The sequence below is a fragment of the Rhodovulum sp. DZ06 genome (genome assembly GCF_050586345.1).
GTDB lineage: Bacteria > Pseudomonadota > Alphaproteobacteria > Rhodobacterales > Rhodobacteraceae > JBOCEF01.
The window spans coordinates 145,241-161,580 of record NZ_JBOCEF010000001.1 but is presented as its reverse complement, the minus strand read 5'-3'; the positions used below and the strand labels follow the sequence as shown (position 1 = coordinate 161,580).

Genomic DNA, 16,340 nt, shown 5'->3' with positions numbered 1-16,340 from the left:
GGTCCCCTATCAGGCCGCGGCGGCGAGGCGCTCGGCCTTGGCGATCACTTCGTCGATGCCGCCGACCATGTAGAAGGCCGCCTCGGGCAGGTGATCGTACTCGCCGTTCACCACCGCCTTGAACGACTTGATGGTGTCCTCGAGGGGAACCTGCACGCCGTCGGAGCCGGTGAACACCTTCGCGACGTCGAACGGCTGCGAGAGGAAGCGCTGGATCTTGCGCGCGCGCGCAACGGTCAGCTTGTCCTCTTCCGACAGCTCGTCCATGCCGAGAATGGCGATGATGTCCTGGAGCGACTTGTAGCGCTGCAGGATGCCCTGCACCGAACGGGCCACCTCGTAGTGCTCCTCACCCAGGATCTGCGGATCCATGAGGCGCGAGGACGAGTCGAGCGGGTCGACCGCCGGGTAGATGCCGAGCTCCGAGATGGCGCGCGACAGAACCGTGGTGGCGTCGAGGTGGGCGAAGGTCGTGGCCGGCGCGGGGTCGGTAAGGTCGTCCGCGGGGACGTACACGGCCTGGATCGAGGTGATCGAGCCGTTCTTCGTGGAGGTGATGCGCTCCTGCATCGCGCCCATGTCGGTGGCCAGCGTCGGCTGGTAGCCCACCGCCGAGGGGATGCGGCCGAGAAGCGCCGACACCTCGGAACCCGCCTGGGTGAAGCGGAAGATGTTGTCGACGAAGAACAGAACGTCGGTGCCCGAGGCGTCGCGGAACTGCTCGGCCAGGGTCAGGCCGGTCAGCGCGATGCGGGCGCGGGCGCCCGGCGGCTCGTTCATCTGGCCGTAGACCAGCGCCACCTGCGACTCGGACAGGTTGTCCGGCTTGATGACGTTGGATTCGATCATCTCGTGGTAGAGATCGTTGCCCTCACGGGTGCGCTCACCCACGCCGGCGAACACGGAGTAGCCCGAGTGCACCTTCGCGATGTTGTTGATGAGCTCCATGATGAGAACGGTCTTGCCGACGCCCGCGCCGCCGAAGAGGCCGATCTTGCCGCCCTTCGAGTAGGGGGCGAGCAGGTCGATGACCTTGATGCCGGTGACGAGGATCTCGGACTCGGTCGCCTGCTCCTCGAACGCCGGGGCGGTCGCGTGGATCGGGCGGGTTTCCGTGGCCTCGACCGGGCCCTTCTCGTCGATCGGCTCGCCGACGACGTTCAGGATGCGGCCCAGGGTGGCGTCGCCGACGGGCACCGAGATGGCGGAGCCGGTGTCGGTGACGGACTGGCCGCGGACGAGACCTTCGGTCTGGTCCATGGCGATGGCGCGGACCGAGTTCTCACCGAGGTGCTGGGCGACCTCGAGCACGAGCCGCTGACCGTTGTTGTCGGTCTCCAGCGCGTTGAGAATGGCCGGGAGCTCGCCCTCGAACTGAACGTCGACGACGGCGCCGATGACCTGCGTGATCTTGCCGGTGGACATTGGTTGTGCCTCCGTTCGTTAGAGCGCCTCGGCGCCCGAGATGATTTCGATGAGTTCCTTGGTGATCTGCGCCTGGCGGGTACGGTTGTACTCGATGGTCAGGGCGTCGATCATTTCGCCGGCGTTGCGCGTCGCGTTGTCCATGGCGGACATGCGCGCGCCCTGCTCCGACGCGGCGTTCTCCAGCAGACCGGTGAAGATCTGCGTGGTGATCGCGCGCGGCAGGAGGTCGGCGAGGATCGCCTCCTCCTCGGGCTCGTAGTCGTAGAGCGTGGAGGACGCGTCCTCCTGCTCCTCGACCTGGGCCGGGATCAGCTGCTGGGCGGTCGGGATCTGGGAGATCACCGACTGGAACCGGTTGAAGAACAGCGTGCAGACGTCGAACTCGCCCTCGTGGAAGCGGCCGAGCACGTCGCGCGCGATGTCCTGCGCGTTGCTGTACCCGAGGCGCTTCACCGCGGAGAGGTCGACATGGTCCACGAACAGGTCGGCGTATTCACGCTTCATCTGCTCGCGGCCCTTTTTGCCGACGGTCAGGATCTTGACGGTCTTGCCCTGCGCTTTCAGCTTCTCGACGTGCTGGCGGGCCAGCTTGACGATCGAGGAGTTGAAGCCGCCGCAGAGACCGCGCTCGGCGGTCGCCACGATGAGCAGGTGAACGTCGTCCTTGCCGGTGCCCGAGAGGAGCTTCGGCGCGGAAGGCTGGTCCTTGGCCCCGCGGGCGAGGTTGGCGAGGACGCCGTCCATACGCTCGGCGTACGGACGCGCGGCCTCGGCCGCCTCCTGGGCGCGACGGAGCTTGGCCGCCGCGACCATCTGCATGGCCTTGGTGATCTTCCGCGTGGAGGTCACGCTGTTGATCCGGATTTTCAGGTCCTTGAGGTTCGGCATGCGCCTAACTCCTCCTCAACAGCGGCTTACGCGAAGCCCTTCTTGAACGCCTCGATCGCGGCCTTGATCTTGTCGGCGGCGTCGCCCTTGATCTTCGGGTCGTTGACCGTGATGTCCTCGAGCAGGTCGGCGCAGTTCGAGCGCAGGTGGCCCAGCAGGCCCTGCTCGAAGCGGCCGACATCGCCCACGGCGAGGTCGTCGAGATAGCCGTTGGTGCCCGCGAAGATGACGCAGACCTGCTCGGCGTTGGTCAGCGGCGCGTACTGCGGCTGCTTCAGCAGCTCGGTCAGGCGCGCGCCACGGTTCAGCAGCTTCTGCGTCGCGGCGTCGAGGTCCGAGCCGAACTGCGCGAAGGCGGCCATCTCGCGGTACTGCGCGAGCTCCAGCTTCACCGAGCCGGCGACCGACTTCATCGCGTTGGTCTGGGCCGAGGAGCCCACGCGCGACACCGACAGGCCGGTGTTCACCGCCGGGCGGATGCCCTGGTAGAACAGCTCGGTCTCGAGGAAGATCTGACCGTCGGTGATCGAGATCACGTTGGTCGGGATGAAGGCCGACACGTCGCCGCCCTGGGTCTCGATCACCGGCAGCGCGGTCATGGAGCCGGCGCCGAAGGCGTCGTCCATCTTCGCCGAGCGCTCGAGCAGGCGCGAGTGGAGGTAGAAGACGTCGCCCGGGTAGGCTTCGCGGCCCGGCGGACGGCGCAGCAGCAGGGACATCTGGCGGTAGGCCACGGCCTGCTTCGACAGGTCATCATAGATGATCAGCGAGTGCATGCCGTTGTCGCGGAAGTACTCGCCCATCGCCGAGGCGGTGTAGGGGGCGAGGTACTGCATCGGCGCGGGGTCCGACGCGGTGGCGGCCACGACGATGGAGTAGTCGATGGCGCCGGTCTCTTCCAGCTTCTTCACCAGCTGCGCCACGGTGGAGCGCTTCTGGCCGATCGCCACGTAGACGCAGTAGAGCTTCTTGCTCTCGTCGTCGCCGGCGGCGTCGTTGTACGACTTCTGGTTCAGGATGGCGTCGAGCGCGACGGCGGTCTTGCCGGTCTGGCGGTCGCCGATGATCAGCTCGCGCTGGCCGCGGCCGATCGGGATCAGCGCGTCGACGGCCTTCAGGCCGGTCGCCATCGGCTCGTGCACCGATTTACGCGGGATGATGCCGGGGGCCTTGGAGTCGGCGCGGGCCTTCAGGTCCGAGTCGATCGGGCCCTTGCCGTCCAGCGGGTTGCCCAGGCCGTCGACGACGCGGCCAAGCAGGCCCTTGCCGACGGGGACTTCCACGATGGCGCCGGTGCGCTTGACGGTGTCGCCCTCTTTGATCGAGCGGTCGTCGCCGAAGATAACGATGCCGACGTTGTCCTGCTCGAGGTTCAGCGCCATCCCCTGGATGCCGCCCGGAAACTCGACCGTCTCACCGGCCTGCACGTTGTCCAGCCCGTGGACGCGCGCGATGCCGTCGCCGACGGACAGGACGCGGCCGACCTCGGCCACTTCGGCTTCCTGACCGAAATTCTTGATCTGGTCCTTGAGGATCGCAGAAATCTCAGCAGCCTGAATGGCCATCACCCGACCTCTTTCATTGCGTTGTTCAGCTTGGAGAGCTTCGTGGCGATCGACGTGTCGATCATCTTCGAGCCCACCTTGACCACGAGCCCGCCGATGATCGCCTCATCGACGGTGACATTCACGTTGACCGATTTGCCGACGGCGGCCGAGAGCGCCTCGGAGAGGGCCTGCAGCTGGTCGTCGCGCATCGGCACGGCCGAGGTGACCTCGGCCGAAACTTCGCCGCGATAGGCGGCCATTTTCTCGGCATAGGCGCCGATCACGCCCGGAAGCGCGAACAGGCGGCGCTTGGACGCCATGAGCTTGAGCGTGTTCTTCGTCAGCCCCTCCAGGCCCATCGCGTCGGCGACGGCGCCCATGGCGGACTGCTGCTCCGCGCGCGTGTAGACCGGGCTGGCGATCACGTCGCTCAGCTCGGCGCTGTCGGCCAGGGCCTGGCGCAGGGACAGCAGGTCGCGCTCGACGGTCTCGAGCAGACCTGCCTCCTCGGAGAGTTCGTAAAGGGCCGTCGCATAGCGACCCGCCAGTTCCGAAGACAGTGAAGCTGAATCGGCCACGGGATCCCCTCTGGTTGCCGGCTCGGGCGGCCGGTTCGGGCATGCACGGCGGCGGGCGCGCGTTGCGGCGCGGGTCCCTCCCCCGAAGATTGGGCGGTTGCTAACACAGCGTTTATACCTAGGCAATACGGCGGCAGGGGGCCGCATGCAGGGGTATAATCCTTTGCGCTCAACGCCTTGGGCGAAAATTCAGCCGCGGGTGCGACCTTGTTGTCTGATCGTCGCAGCCCTGCGGCTGCGGTTTTCTGACCCGCCCGGCCCCCGGGGGGCGCGAATCCGCCCCCGGAAGGCCGCGCGGCGGGGTCAGAGGTCGGCCCCCACGGCCTGCGAGACATGGGTGAAGCCGTCGCGCGCCAGCCGCTCCGCGACTCCCTCCGCGATCCGTCCCGGCAGCCCGGCGCCGCCATAGACCATGGCCGAGTAGAGCTGCACCAGCGACGCCCCCGCCTTGATCTTGGCATAGGCCTGGTCGGCGTCGGCGACGCCCCCGACCCCGATCAGCGGCGCCTTGCGCTCGGTCAGCAGCGCGAGGCGGCGCAGCATGGCGGTCGATTTCTCGAACAGCGGCGCGCCGGACAGCCCCCCGCCCTCGTGCGCGTGGGGGCTGCGCAGCCCGTCGCGCGACAGGGTGGTGTTGGTGGCGATGATCCCGTCCACGGCATGGGCCGCGCAGGCCTCGGCCACGTCCTCGAGCCCCTGGTCGTCGAGATCCGGCGCGATCTTGAGGAGCACCGGCTTGCCCGGCGCCCCTTCGTCGCGGGCGGCGAGGCAGTCGGCCAGCAGCCGGTCCAGCGCCGCCTTGCCCTGCAGGTCGCGCAGCTTCTCGGTGTTGGGCGAGGAGACGTTGACGGTGAAGAAGTCCGCGCACTCGGCGAAGCGGCGCAGCACGGCGACGAAATCCGCGCCGCGGTCCTCGCTGTCCTTGTTGGCCCCGAGGTTCACGCCGACGATTCCCGGCAGCTCGGGCAGCGCCTCCATCCGCGCGGCGACCGCCTCCATGCCCTCGTTGTTGAAGCCGAAGCGGTTGATGACGGCGCGGTCCTCGGTCAGGCGGAACAGGCGCGGGCGCGGGTTGCCGGCCTGCGGGCGCGGCGTGACGGCGCCCACCTCCATGAAGCCCGCCCCGGTGGCGCGCAGGGCGGCGCGCACGGCCGTCGCGTTCTTGTCGAACCCCGCGGCGATGCCGATCGGGTTGGGGAAACGCAGGCCCCAGAGCTCGGTCTCCAGCGCGTCGGACGAGGCCGGACCGGAGCCCGGCGCCAGCGCCAGCGCGCGCAGCGCCCAGGCATGGGCGTCCTCGGGGTCGAGGCGGTGCAGCAGCGGCAGCGCGAGGGCTTCGGCGAATCGAATCATGCGTCCAGCTCCGGGAAGACATGCGCCCCGTCGGGCCCCAGCGGCAGGGGCGCCGCCCACGCCACCTGCGACATCTTCAAATCGGCGTAAAGGTGGGGGAACAGCGCCCCCCCGCGCGACACCTCCCACTTCAGGGCGTCGCCCAGGGATCTTTCCTCAACCGCAAGTAGAGCGAGGCCCGTTTCCGCCGCGAAGTGTTTCCGCGCGGTTTCAGCAACTTGTTCAGAGTTTGACAGGTGGATGAACCCATCCTGAATATCAACTGGCGCCCCGGAGAACGCGCCTTTCTCTTGAAACGACGCCCATTCCGCGGCGCGAAGAATCTTGTAGATCACGGTCCCGTCCCCTTTGACGGCGCCTTAACTGTCGTTGACAGGCATGGCGGGATGATGGTTACCTTCATTCACCGGTCAGGAGGCGCGCCTTCGGGCCGGTGTGTGACGTGCGTATCGCGTATGAGTTCCGAAGGCGACTGAGGGAAGAAGTAAGCGTAAGACGCAGGGGAGGCCCCAAGCCTCCGGGAGGGACGCGACACCGTCGCCAAGGCGTGTCCCTCCGGTCTGCGACAGCCCCGCCACGTTGGCGGGGCTTTTCTTTTTTTCGGGGGCCCGGAGACCGGACCCCCGCGGGGGGGCGTCAGAGATGCCCCTCGGCGCGCGCCCAGGCCTCGGTCGCGTCCAGCGCGTCCTCGAGCGGGGCGAACAGCGCGCCGATTTCCTCCTCCGAGATGATCATCGGCGGGCAGAAGGCCAGCTGGTCGCCGATGGCCCGCAGGATCACGCCCCGCGCCACCAGCTCCGCCGCCAGCCGTCCGCCGACCTTGCCCGGCTGGGCGAAGACCGCCTTGCCGGTCTTGTCGGGCGACAGTTCCAGCGCGCCCATCAGGCCGATGCCGCGCGCCTCGCCCACCAGCGGGTGATCGGCGTAAGCCCGCAGCTTCTCCTGGAAGCCGGGGGCGACGGCGCGGACATGGTCGACGATCCGGCGCTTCTTGTAGATGTCGAGCGCGGCGACGCCCACGGCGCAGCCCATCGGGTGGCCGCCATAGGTGAAGCCGTGGCCGAAATTGCCGATCTTCGCGGTGTTCGCCTCGATCACGTCGGCCATGTCCTGGTTGATGGCGACGGCCGAGAGGGGCGCGTAGCCCCCGGTCAGCTGCTTGGCCATCGACATGGAGGTCGGCTTCATGTTGAGCGTGTCGGCGCCGAACCAGTTGCCGGTGCGCCCGAAGCCGCAGATCACCTCGTCCGAGATCATCAGGATGTCGTTGGCCTCGAGCACCGGGCGGATCGCCTCGAAATAGCCCTTCGGGGGCACGATCACGCCGCCCGCGCCCATCACCGGCTCGGCGATGAAGGCGGCGATGGTGTCGGCGCCCTCGGCCTCGATCAGCGCCTCGAGGTCCGCCTTCAGCCGCGCGACGAACTCCGCCTCGCTCTCCCCGGGCATGGCCTCGCGCCAGTGGTGGGGCGTGGAGGTGTGCAGGATGCGGTCCACCGGCAGGTCGAAATCACCGTGGTTGATCGGCAGCCCGGTCATCGAGGCCGAGACGATGGTGACCCCGTGATAGCCCTTCTTGCGCGAGATGATCTTCTTCTTCTGCGGCATCCCGCGGGCGTTGTTGTAGTACCAGGCGAGCTTCACCTGGGTCTCGTTCGCCTCGGAACCCGAGGACTGGTAGAACACCCGCGCCATGCCGGGGGCGAGCTCCTTGATCCGCTCGGCCAGCTCGATCGCGGGTTCATGGGAGCGCCCGCCGAAGAGGTGGTAATAGGGCAGCGTGTCGAGCTGGGCCTTCGCGGCCTCGACCAGCTCCGCGTCGCCGAAGCCGAGGCCGCAGCACCACAGGCCCGCCATGCCCTCGATATACTCCTTGCCGCCCTCGTCGGTGACGTAGACGCCCCGGCCCGAGGAGATGACATGCGCGCCGTCGCGGCGCAGCTGGGCCGCGTTGGTATAGGGGTGGAGCAGCGCCTCCACGTCGCGGGTCTGGGTGTTGGTCAGCGCGCCGTCGGCCATGATCGGTCTCCTGGAATGAAGCTCGGGCGCCCCCCGGCGGGCCGCACCGGCGGCCGCGTCCGGGCAGGTGCGGTCCCCTTGCGTGGCGCCGCGCGCGGCATTTCGCAAGGGCGCGCGCACGGGAGGCGGGGTTTCGGCGCGTTTTCGCGCGGACCTGCACGGGCCTTGACGGCGGGCCGCCCTGCACCGACAAGACGGGAGCAAACTCGTCAGGACACCTTATGATCGACGTCGCCGCGCTTTTCATCGCCTACCTGGTCAGCCAGTTCTACCGCAGCTTCCTCGCCGTCCTCGCCCCCGCCCTGCGCGAGGAGCTGGGCGTGGACCCGGCCACCCTGTCGGACGCCGCCGGGGCGTGGTTCCTGGCCTTCGCGGTGGCGCAGATCCCCGTGGGGATGGGCCTCGACCGGATCGGGCCGCGCCGGGTGGCGGGCTGGCTGATGATCGGGGGGGCCGGGGGCGGCGGCGCGCTGTTCGCCATGGCCGAGAGCGCCGAGATGCTGATCGCCTCGATGGCGCTGATCGGGGTCGGCTGCGCGCCGGTGCTGATGTCGGGGATGGTGATCTTCGCGCGCCGCTATCCGCCCGCCCGCTTCGCGACGCTGTCGGGGGCGATGATCGGCTTCGGCAGCCTTGGCAACGTGCTGGGGGCCGCGCCGCTGGCCTGGGGGGTCGAGGCGTTCGGCTGGCGCGAGGTGATGCTGGCGCTGGCGGGCCTCGGGGTCGCCATCGGCGGGCTGGTGCTGACCATGGTCAAGGACCCGCCGCTGGCGGCCGAGGCGGGCGATTCCCCGCTGCGCGGCTTCGTGGCGGTGATGAAGCTTCGGATCCTGTGGTGGCTGATCCCGCTGGGCATCTTCAACTACGCGGTCTCGGCCGGGCTGCGCGGGTCCTGGGCGGGGCCGTATTTCGAGGACGTGCACGGGCTCGACGCCGAGGGGATCGGCGCGGTGACGCTGTGGATGGCGCTGGCGATGGTGGCGGGGAACTTCGTGGTCGGCCCGCTGGCGCACCGGCTGGGGACCACGAAATGGGTGGTGTTCACCCTGAACCTCGCCGCCGCGGGCTGCACCGGGGCGCTGGCGCTCGGCGGGACGGGCGAGGCGGCGGCGGCCTGGCTGTTCGGGCTGATCGGGCTGTGCGGCGCGACCTATGCGCTGCTGATGGCGCAGGCGCGTAGCTTCGTGCCGCTGCACCTGACCGGGCGGGGCGTGACGCTGATGAATTTCTTCTCCATCGGGGGCGTGGGGCTTGGCCAGATCGTCACCGCGCGGATACACTCCTTCGCGGATGCAACATGGTCCTCGGGCGCCCTCGCCTACCAGGCCGTGTTCGGATATTACGCTCTCGCCCTGCTGGGGGCGCTTGCGATCTACCTGTTCAGCCGCGACGCCCGAACCGAGGGCTGAGCGCCGCGTACAAGACGACCTCTCGGGGGGGAAACAGCCATGGCATCTTCATCGGGAAGCGGACGCCGCTCGCGCTCCATCCGCCGCTCGGCCGTCACCGCGACCATCGTGTCCGTGGTCATCGTCGGCGGCGCCGTGGCCAGCGGCCTGCTGGGCGGCGGCGGGGGCGTCGACAACACCGACATCCGCCGCCTCTACACCCAGATCTCCGAGCTGCAGCAGAAGACCGACCGCCTCGAGGAATCGCTGACCCGGATGCGGTTCGAGATGGAGGCGGTCAGCGCGGGCGGCCCGCGCGCCGAGCTGATCGCCGCCGTCAACGCCGCCCAGCGCCAGGAGGAGGAGGCCGCCCGCGCCGCCGAGGAGGCCGCGCCCGAGAGCCCGGAGGACGCCGAGGCGCGGCGGCGCGAGCTGCTCAGCTCCGAGGGGCTGGCCGCCGCCGCCATCTCGGCGCTGGAAGACCGCGAGGCGGTGCAGAAGCGCCTGCTGATCGTGATGCAGCCCGACTGCGCCAAGCCCGATGCCGACGGGCTGGTGGTGTGCCGGGTGAACCTGCGCAACAACGCGATCTCCTCGACCGCGGTCAGCTTCAGCCAGTCGGGCAGCGCCGCGCGGATCGAGGGCGGGGACAGCTTCTCCTCGATCCGGATGCGCCAGCCGGGGCAGCCGGTGTTCGGCTACACCACCGCACTGAACATCGCGCCGCAGAGCGTCGGGACCATCGAGATCGCCTTCGGCCCGGTCGAGGGCCCGGCCGAGACGGTGTCGCGCCTGTCCATCGCCGCCAACAAGTCGGTCTACAGCTTCGAGGGGCTGGCGCTGAAATAAGCGCCCCCGCGCCGCGCGGGCGACGCGCGGACGCGGGAACGAAAAGGGCCGGCCCCGCACGGGGCCGGCCCTTCGTGTTTCCGCCGGGCGCAAGGGCCGGTCAGGCCGCCGCGCGGTCCGCCTCGGACACCAGGGTGACGATGTCGGACATGATCCGGTTCAGCTCGAAATCCTTCGGGGTGTAGACCCGGGCGACGCCATAGGCGCGCAGCTCCTCGGCGTCCTTCTCGGGGATGATGCCGCCCGCGACGACGGGGACGTCGCCGAGGCCCGCCTCTTTCATCCGGTCGATCACCTCCTTCACCAGCGGCAGGTGAGAGCCGGAGAGGATCGAGAGGCCGACGACATGGGCCGATTCCTCGAGCGCCGCGTTGACGATCTGGGCCGGGGTCAGGCGAATGCCCTCGTAGACCACCTCCATGCCGCAATCGCGGGCGCGCACGGCGATCTGCTCGGCGCCGTTGGAATGGCCGTCGAGGCCGGGCTTGCCGACCACGAACTTGATGCGGCGGCCGATCTGGGACGTCGCGGCCTCGACCTCGGCGCGGACCTCCTCGAGGCCGGAGGCGTCGGTCGCCGCGGCCTTGCCGACGCCGGTCGGGGCCCGGTACTCGCCGAACACCTCGCGCATCGCCGCGCCCCATTCGCCGGTGGTGACGCCCGCCTTCGCGCAGGCGATCGAGGGGGGCATGATGTTGTCCCCGCCCCGCGCGGCGTCCTTGAGGGCGGCCAGCGCGGCGTCGACGGCGGCCTGGTCCCGGCTGGCGCGCCATTCCTTGAGGCTGTCGATCTGCGCCTGCTCGACCGCCGGATCGACCACCATGATGCCGCCATCGCCGGCGGTGAGCGGCGAGGGCTCCGTCTCCTGCCACTTGTTGACGCCGACGACGATGGTCTCGCCCCGCTCGATGGCCGAGAGGCGCGCGGTGTTGGATTCGACCAGCTTGGATTTCATGTAGTCGATGGCCGCGACGGCGCCGCCCATGTCGTCGATCCGCGCCAGCTCGGCCCGGGCGCCTTCCTTCAGCGCCTCGACCTTGCCCTCGACCGCCGGGTTGCCGTCGAAGAGGTCGCCGTATTCCAGGAGGTCCGTCTCATAGGCCATGATCTGCTGCATGCGCAGCGACCACTGCTGGTCCCAGGGGCGCGGCAGGCCGAGCGCCTCGTTCCAGGCCGGAAGCTGCACCGCGCGGGCGCGGGCCTTCTTCGAGAGGGTCACGGCCAGCATCTCGATCAGGATGCGGTAGACGTTGTTCTCGGGCTGCGGCTCGGTCAGACCCAGCGAGTTCACCTGCACGCCGTAGCGGAAGCGGCGGAACTTCTCGTCCTCGACGCCGTAACGCTCGCGGCAGATCTCGTCCCACAGGTCGACGAAGGCGCGCATCTTGCAGATCTCGGTCACGAAGCGGATGCCCGCGTTCACGAAGAACGAGATCCGGCCGACGACCTTGGGGAAGTCCTCATCGCTGACCGCGCCCTGTTCCTTCACCGTGTCCAGCACCGCGATGCCGGTGGCCAGCGCATAGGCCAGCTCCTGCTCCGGCGTCGCGCCGGCTTCCTGCAGGTGGTACGAGCACACGTTCATCGGGTTCCACTTGGGAACCTCACGATAGGTGTATTCGGCGATGTCCGCGATCAGCCGCAGCGAGGGGCGCGGCGGGAACACGTAGGTGCCGCGGCTGAGGTATTCCTTGATGATGTCGTTCTGCACCGTGCCCTGGAGCTTGGAGGTGTCCGCCCCCTGCTCCTCGGCCGTGGCGATGTAGAGCGCCAGCAGCCAGGCCGCCGTCGCGTTGATCGTCATCGAGGTGTTCATCTGCTCGAGCGGGATCTGGTCGAACAGCGCCCGCATGTCGCCGATATGGGAGACGGGGACGCCGACCTTGCCCACCTCGCCCCGCGCCAGCGCATGGTCGCTGTCATAACCGGTCTGGGTCGGCAGATCGAACGCCACCGACAGGCCGGTCTGCCCGCGCGACAGGTTCGAGCGGTAGAGCGCGTTGGACGCGGCGGCGGTGGAGTGGCCCGCATAGGTGCGGAACAGCCAGGGACGGTCTTTGGGCGCGGCGCTGGTCGGGGTGCTCACCTGGGGGGCCTCCTGATGGCGGGGGCGGCTGGGCCGCCCGCATGAATATTGCGTCGATGGCGGGATACGCGAAAGATTGCATCCCGTCAATTCGCCGCGCTGCGGCATGACCGAAAAGGGTCAGGCAAGAGTGACATGCGCGCGGCTTCCGGTCGATGGGACCGGCGCCGCAGGCCCCCCTTCGGCGGCGCAGCACGCCGCGCCCGGAGGCGATTCGAACCGGGCCGGCGGGCGCGGGACGCGGCGGCGATGGCCTCGAAACACATACCGCACAGCGGTTTGCGAGTTTCACAGCACTCGAAAACCCCGGTTTCGCCGCGCCGCGGCGCCGCCGGCCGGGCCCTTCCCCGGGGGCGCCGCGCCCCCTTGGCGCCAAAGGCGGGCGCTGCGGCGCACAAAGGGGCTTGCAACACCCCTTCGGCAATGTCATTCATCCCAGCGATCCGAAAACGAAAGATCATTGCGCGCCCGTCCCGGCCTTCCGCCGCACGCGCCGCACCGACAGACAAGGAGACGCCCCATGGCGCCGCTCGACGAAAAAACCCCCGTCGCCGAGTACGACGCTCCGGTGAAGGACCTTTACGAGGTCGGCGAGATCCCGCCCCTCGGCCACGTCCCGAAGCAGATGTACGCCTGGGCCATCCGCCGCGAGCGGCATGGCGAGCCGAACACCGCGATGCTCGAGGAAGTGGTGGACGTCCCGACCCTGGACAGCCACGAGGTCCTCGTCTTCGTGATGGCTGCGGGCGTGAACTATAACGGCGTCTGGGCGGGCCTGGGCAAGCCGATCTCGCCGTTCGACGTGCATGGCGCGCCGTTCCACATCGCCGGCTCCGACGCCTCGGGCATCGTGTGGGCCGTGGGCGACAAGGTGAAGAACTGGAAGGTGGGCGACGAGGTCGTGATCCACTGCAACCAGGACGACGGCGACGACGAGGAGTGCAACGGCGGCGACCCGATGTTCTCGCCCAGCCAGCGCATCTGGGGCTACGAGACGCCGGACGGGTCGTTCGCCCAGTTCACCAACGTGCAGGCTCAGCAGCTGATGCCGCGCCCGCGCCACCTGACCTGGGAAGAGAGCGCGTGCTACACGCTGACCCTCGCCACCGCCTACCGGATGCTGTTCGGCCACCACCCGCATGAGCTCAAGCCCGGCCAGAACGTGCTGGTCTGGGGCGCCTCGGGCGGCCTCGGCTCCTACGCCATCCAGCTGGCGAACACCGTCGGCGCCAACGCCATCGGCGTGATCTCGGACGAATCCAAGCGCGACTTCGTCATGGCGCAGGGCGCCAAGGGCGTGATCAACCGCAAGGACTTCAAGTGCTGGGGCCAGCTGCCCACGGTCAACACGCCCGAGTACAACGAGTGGCTGAAGGAAGCGCGCAAGTTCGGCAAGGCGATCTGGGACATCACCGGCAAGGGCGTGAACGTCGACATGGTGTTCGAGCACCCGGGCGAGGCCACCTTCCCCGTCTCCACCCTCGTGGTGAAGAAGGGCGGCATGGTCGTCATCTGCGCCGGCACCTCGGGCTTCAACTGCACCTTCGACGTCCGCTACATGTGGATGCACCAGAAGCGCCTCCAGGGCTCGCACTTCGCGAACCTCAAGCAGGCCGCCTCGGCCAACCGGCTGATGATCGAGCGCCGCCTCGATCCGTGCATGTCCGAGGTGTTCCCGTGGCGCGACATCCCCGAGGCGCACATGAAAATGCTGCGTAACGAGCACAAACCGGGCAACATGGCCGTGCTCGTGGGCGCTGCCACCACCGGCCTGCGGACCCTCGAGGACGCGGTCGAGGTCGGCGCCCGCGACTGAGCCGCGCGCGGGCGCGGGGACCGGGGGCCGCCGGTCCCCGCCCGAAAGCGGAGGCCGTCCGAGGCCCGGCGCAGGCGCAGGGAGACGCTGATCGCCGCCGGACGGACCAGGGAGGAAGCGCGGACGCGCCGGGGGGCGACCCCCGGCGCGTTTTCGCGTTCCGGGGGGGGGCGCCCCGGCCGCCCGGGCGGGCCCCCGGCGAATCATCGCCCGGCCCGCCCCCGCCCCGCCCGGCGCCGGGGCCGCCGCGCCCGACCTCCAAGTTTCAAACCCTTGCGGCGCCCCCCCTCGCCATTTCTGGGGAGGAGTTTTTCGCGAATGGCGCCGTTACCCTGTCTTGGGCACAGTTTGATCAGAGTTTGACGCAAAGACGGAAAGGACCGGCGACATGGCGAACGACTGGATCATCGACGTTCTCGCGGACCTGCGGCAGTACGCGCTGCGCAACAACTACATCGCCCTGGCCGAACAGCTCGACGACGCCATCGTCGTCGCGGCGGGCGAACTGATCTGCTCGGCCGACCCCGCCGGCGACGCCCCCGCCCGCCCCGCCCCCGGCGTCGAGGCCGCCCTGGCGCGCCGCCACACGCGCGAGAAGGGCGACGAGGACGAGCGCGGCTTCGCCCCGGTCTGCTGAGCCGCCCCGCGCGGCCCGCAGCCCCCCGTAAAACAACGTGAAAGGAGAGTTAACAGGACAAAATCAATTTTAGGTTGTTTCTAGTCATCCATCATCTACCCTGACAGGCGGGACGCGTGGGGGAACGCGACGTCGCGCCTGTATGCAGGGCAAGCCGCCGGACGGAGGCCGCCCCGTGACGCAAGGGGCCGACGCGCCGAAGACGGAGCGGCGACGGATGACGGACCGGATTCAACAAATCGTCGAGGCCCTGCCCGAGGAGGCGGACCCGGTCGCGCTGGCCGGTCTGCTCGATCGGCTCCGGGGCCTCTACGACGTGGACAACGCCATCTACTACGCGCTGTCCCTCGGCGGCGACCGCGCGGGCGAGGAGTTCGGCGCGATGACCTACGCCCCCGAGTGGCACCAGCGCTACGAGGAGGTGAACTACCGCGAGCTCGACCCCGTGGTGCAGGCCGCCGGGCACGGCTTCGCCCCGGTCGAATGGCGCACGCTGGACTGGACCGGGCGCCCGATTCGCCGCTTCCTGGCCGAGGCGCATGAATATCGGGTGGGGAATCACGGGCTTACCGTGCCGATTCACGGCCCCCAGGGGCAGCTCGCGATGTTTACCATTTCGAAGGCCTGCACCGATTCGGAGTGGGCGACGCTGATTCCCGAAATCAGCCAGGATGTTCTCCTCCTGTCCCACTATATCCACCGACAGGTGATGGAGACGACGGGCGCGGAGGCGGCCGCGGGGCCGACGCAGAAGCTCTCGCCCCGCGAGCGCGATGTATTAACCATGATCTCGGCGGGCCGTCGGCGCGCCCAGATCGCGGATGCGCTCGGCATTTCCGAAAGTACACTTCGCGTTTACATCGACAGCGCCCGCCACAAGCTGGGCGCCCTCAATACTTTCCACGCCGTCGCGCTGGCCATGAAGACCGGAGCGATTAAGGTCTGACCAACAAAGGGTTAACAACCCTCAACAAACAGGGTTAAACCCCTGAATTTACATAAAATTATCCAAGTAATCACAATATTGGCGCACCCCCACGACCGGAGTGCGTCACATGATCCGTTTCATCTATGCCGACGACCTGCCCAATCACCCCGTTCTCGCGAACAGCATGTATCGCGACCGGGCCGGGCAGTTCCATGATCGGCTCGCCTGGGACCTGACCCTGGACGAGCAGGGTCACGAGAAAGACCAGTACGACGTCCTGAACCCGCTCTACTGCATCTACGAGCTGCCCGACGGCACGCATGGCGGCTCGGGCCGCCTGATGCCCACCACCGGGCGCAACATGTACGGCGAACACTTCACCTTCCTGTCGGACGGCGTCGAGATTTCTTCGCCGCTGATCTGGGAGAGCACCCGCTTCTGCGCCTCGCCCCGCCTGTCGGGCGGGCTGGCGGCGGCGAAGCAGATCTCCACCGCGTTGATGCTTGCCGGCTGCGAGGTCGCGTTGCGTTACGGCCTCTCGCATTACCTCGCCGTGTTCGATGCGCCGATGCGCCGGATCTACCGGCAGACCGGCTGGGCGCCCGAGGTGATCGGCGAGGACGGGGAAGGGCGCAACAAGCTCTGCCTCGGGCTGTGGGAGGTCTCCGAGGCCGCCCGCCAGAACATCATCGACCGCCTGGACGAGGTTCCGGCGATGACCGGGCTGCCCGGGATGGCCGCGATCGCGGCCTGACCCCGGGCGTGGGGGAGGGGCGGCGGCGCACCCCGTCGCCGCCCCGACATCGCACCCCCTGCCCCTGCG

Annotated in this window: 14 protein-coding genes; 6 read left to right on the top strand and 8 right to left on the bottom strand. The window is 68.9% G+C overall.

Going from position 1 to position 16,340, the window contains the following annotated elements; all coding sequences use genetic code 11:
• Positions 1-9: 9 nt before the first annotated feature.
• The 7 genes from atpD to ACQ5SO_RS00665 all read right to left on the bottom strand — a co-directional run bounded on the left by atpD (position 10) and on the right by ACQ5SO_RS00665 (position 7,813).
• Positions 10-1,425, bottom strand: a complete 1,416-nt coding sequence (atpD, locus tag ACQ5SO_RS00695) for a F0F1 ATP synthase subunit beta (RefSeq protein ID WP_430939634.1) — start codon at positions 1,423-1,425, stop codon at positions 10-12.
• Between the two features lie 18 nt (positions 1,426-1,443).
• Positions 1,444-2,316: a F0F1 ATP synthase subunit gamma gene (locus ACQ5SO_RS00690; protein ID WP_430939633.1), complete on the bottom strand. Its 873-nt coding sequence runs from the start codon at positions 2,314-2,316 to the stop codon at positions 1,444-1,446.
• A 26-nt stretch (positions 2,317-2,342) separates the two neighbouring features.
• Positions 2,343-3,881 carry a F0F1 ATP synthase subunit alpha gene (atpA, locus tag ACQ5SO_RS00685; RefSeq protein WP_430939632.1) on the bottom strand — a complete coding sequence of 513 codons (1,539 nt, stop codon included), beginning with the start codon at positions 3,879-3,881 and terminating at the stop codon, positions 2,343-2,345.
• Positions 3,881-4,441, bottom strand: coding sequence for a F0F1 ATP synthase subunit delta (locus ACQ5SO_RS00680; protein WP_430939631.1), 561 nt, complete (start codon positions 4,439-4,441; stop codon positions 3,881-3,883). Before ACQ5SO_RS00680 ends, atpA begins: the two co-directional genes overlap by 1 nt.
• A 303-nt stretch (positions 4,442-4,744) precedes the next feature.
• Entirely contained in the window at positions 4,745-5,791 is a 1,047-nt protein-coding gene (locus ACQ5SO_RS00675) for a quinone-dependent dihydroorotate dehydrogenase (RefSeq protein ID WP_430939725.1), read from the bottom strand.
• Positions 5,791-6,129 (bottom strand): DUF952 domain-containing protein, encoded by a 339-nt coding sequence (locus ACQ5SO_RS00670; protein WP_430939630.1) that lies wholly within the window; start codon positions 6,127-6,129, stop codon positions 5,791-5,793. The genes ACQ5SO_RS00675 and ACQ5SO_RS00670 overlap by 1 nt, the downstream gene beginning before the upstream one ends.
• Positions 6,130-6,430: 301 nt before the next feature.
• Complete coding sequence (locus ACQ5SO_RS00665) at positions 6,431-7,813, bottom strand: aminotransferase (protein WP_430939629.1); 1,383 nt, start codon at positions 7,811-7,813, stop codon at positions 6,431-6,433.
• Positions 7,814-8,034: 221 nt separating this feature from the next.
• Here ACQ5SO_RS00665 and ACQ5SO_RS00660 point away from each other — a divergent pair, with 221 nt between their 5' ends.
• Positions 8,035-9,222, top strand: coding sequence for an MFS transporter (locus ACQ5SO_RS00660; protein WP_430939628.1), 1,188 nt, complete (start codon positions 8,035-8,037; stop codon positions 9,220-9,222).
• A 39-nt stretch (positions 9,223-9,261) separates the two neighbouring features.
• Positions 9,262-10,050, top strand: a complete 789-nt coding sequence (locus tag ACQ5SO_RS00655; protein WP_430939627.1) for a hypothetical protein — start codon at positions 9,262-9,264, stop codon at positions 10,048-10,050.
• Between the two features lie 100 nt (positions 10,051-10,150).
• On the opposite strand, the gene ACQ5SO_RS00650 is transcribed toward ACQ5SO_RS00655, so the two are convergent.
• Positions 10,151-12,136, bottom strand: a complete 1,986-nt coding sequence (locus ACQ5SO_RS00650; RefSeq protein ID WP_430939626.1) for a methylmalonyl-CoA mutase family protein — start codon at positions 12,134-12,136, stop codon at positions 10,151-10,153.
• A 520-nt stretch (positions 12,137-12,656) separates the two neighbouring features.
• Between ACQ5SO_RS00650 and ccrA the strand changes: the two genes are divergently transcribed.
• The 4 genes from ccrA (at position 12,657) to ACQ5SO_RS00630 (ending at position 16,271) form a co-directional block, all read left to right on the top strand.
• Positions 12,657-13,952, top strand: coding sequence for a crotonyl-CoA carboxylase/reductase (gene ccrA, locus ACQ5SO_RS00645; RefSeq protein WP_430939625.1), 1,296 nt, complete (start codon positions 12,657-12,659; stop codon positions 13,950-13,952).
• A gap of 388 nt (positions 13,953-14,340) precedes the next feature.
• Positions 14,341-14,589 (top strand): hypothetical protein, encoded by a 249-nt coding sequence (locus ACQ5SO_RS00640; protein WP_430939624.1) that lies wholly within the window; start codon positions 14,341-14,343, stop codon positions 14,587-14,589.
• 217 nt (positions 14,590-14,806) lie between these two features.
• Positions 14,807-15,535: a helix-turn-helix transcriptional regulator gene (locus ACQ5SO_RS00635; RefSeq protein ID WP_430939623.1), complete on the top strand. Its 729-nt coding sequence runs from the start codon at positions 14,807-14,809 to the stop codon at positions 15,533-15,535.
• A 109-nt stretch (positions 15,536-15,644) separates the two neighbouring features.
• A complete protein-coding gene (locus ACQ5SO_RS00630) occupies positions 15,645-16,271 on the top strand; it encodes an acyl-homoserine-lactone synthase (protein ID WP_430939622.1) in 627 nt (208 codons plus the stop codon).
• The last annotated feature ends 69 nt before the right edge of the window (positions 16,272-16,340 follow it).

What these genes read in the sequence shown, in the direction of transcription:
- ACQ5SO_RS00665 (WP_430939629.1), bottom strand. Translation starts at nt 7,813, where the DNA reads ATGGCCGACGGCGCGCTGACCAACACCCAGACCCGCGACGTGGAGGCG.
- ccrA (WP_430939625.1), top strand. Translation starts at nt 12,657, where the DNA reads ATGGCGCCGCTCGACGAAAAAACCCCCGTCGCCGAGTACGACGCTCCG.
- atpA (WP_430939632.1), bottom strand. Translation starts at nt 3,881, where the DNA reads ATGGCCATTCAGGCTGCTGAGATTTCTGCGATCCTCAAGGACCAGATC.
- ACQ5SO_RS00655 (WP_430939627.1), top strand. Translation starts at nt 9,262, where the DNA reads ATGGCATCTTCATCGGGAAGCGGACGCCGCTCGCGCTCCATCCGCCGC.
- ACQ5SO_RS00660 (WP_430939628.1), top strand. Translation starts at nt 8,035, where the DNA reads ATGATCGACGTCGCCGCGCTTTTCATCGCCTACCTGGTCAGCCAGTTC.
- ACQ5SO_RS00640 (WP_430939624.1), top strand. Translation starts at nt 14,341, where the DNA reads ATGGCGAACGACTGGATCATCGACGTTCTCGCGGACCTGCGGCAGTAC.
- ACQ5SO_RS00635 (WP_430939623.1), top strand. Translation starts at nt 14,807, where the DNA reads ATGACGGACCGGATTCAACAAATCGTCGAGGCCCTGCCCGAGGAGGCG.
- ACQ5SO_RS00690 (WP_430939633.1), bottom strand. Translation starts at nt 2,316, where the DNA reads ATGCCGAACCTCAAGGACCTGAAAATCCGGATCAACAGCGTGACCTCC.
- ACQ5SO_RS00630 (WP_430939622.1), top strand. Translation starts at nt 15,645, where the DNA reads ATGATCCGTTTCATCTATGCCGACGACCTGCCCAATCACCCCGTTCTC.
- atpD (WP_430939634.1), bottom strand. Translation starts at nt 1,425, where the DNA reads ATGTCCACCGGCAAGATCACGCAGGTCATCGGCGCCGTCGTCGACGTT.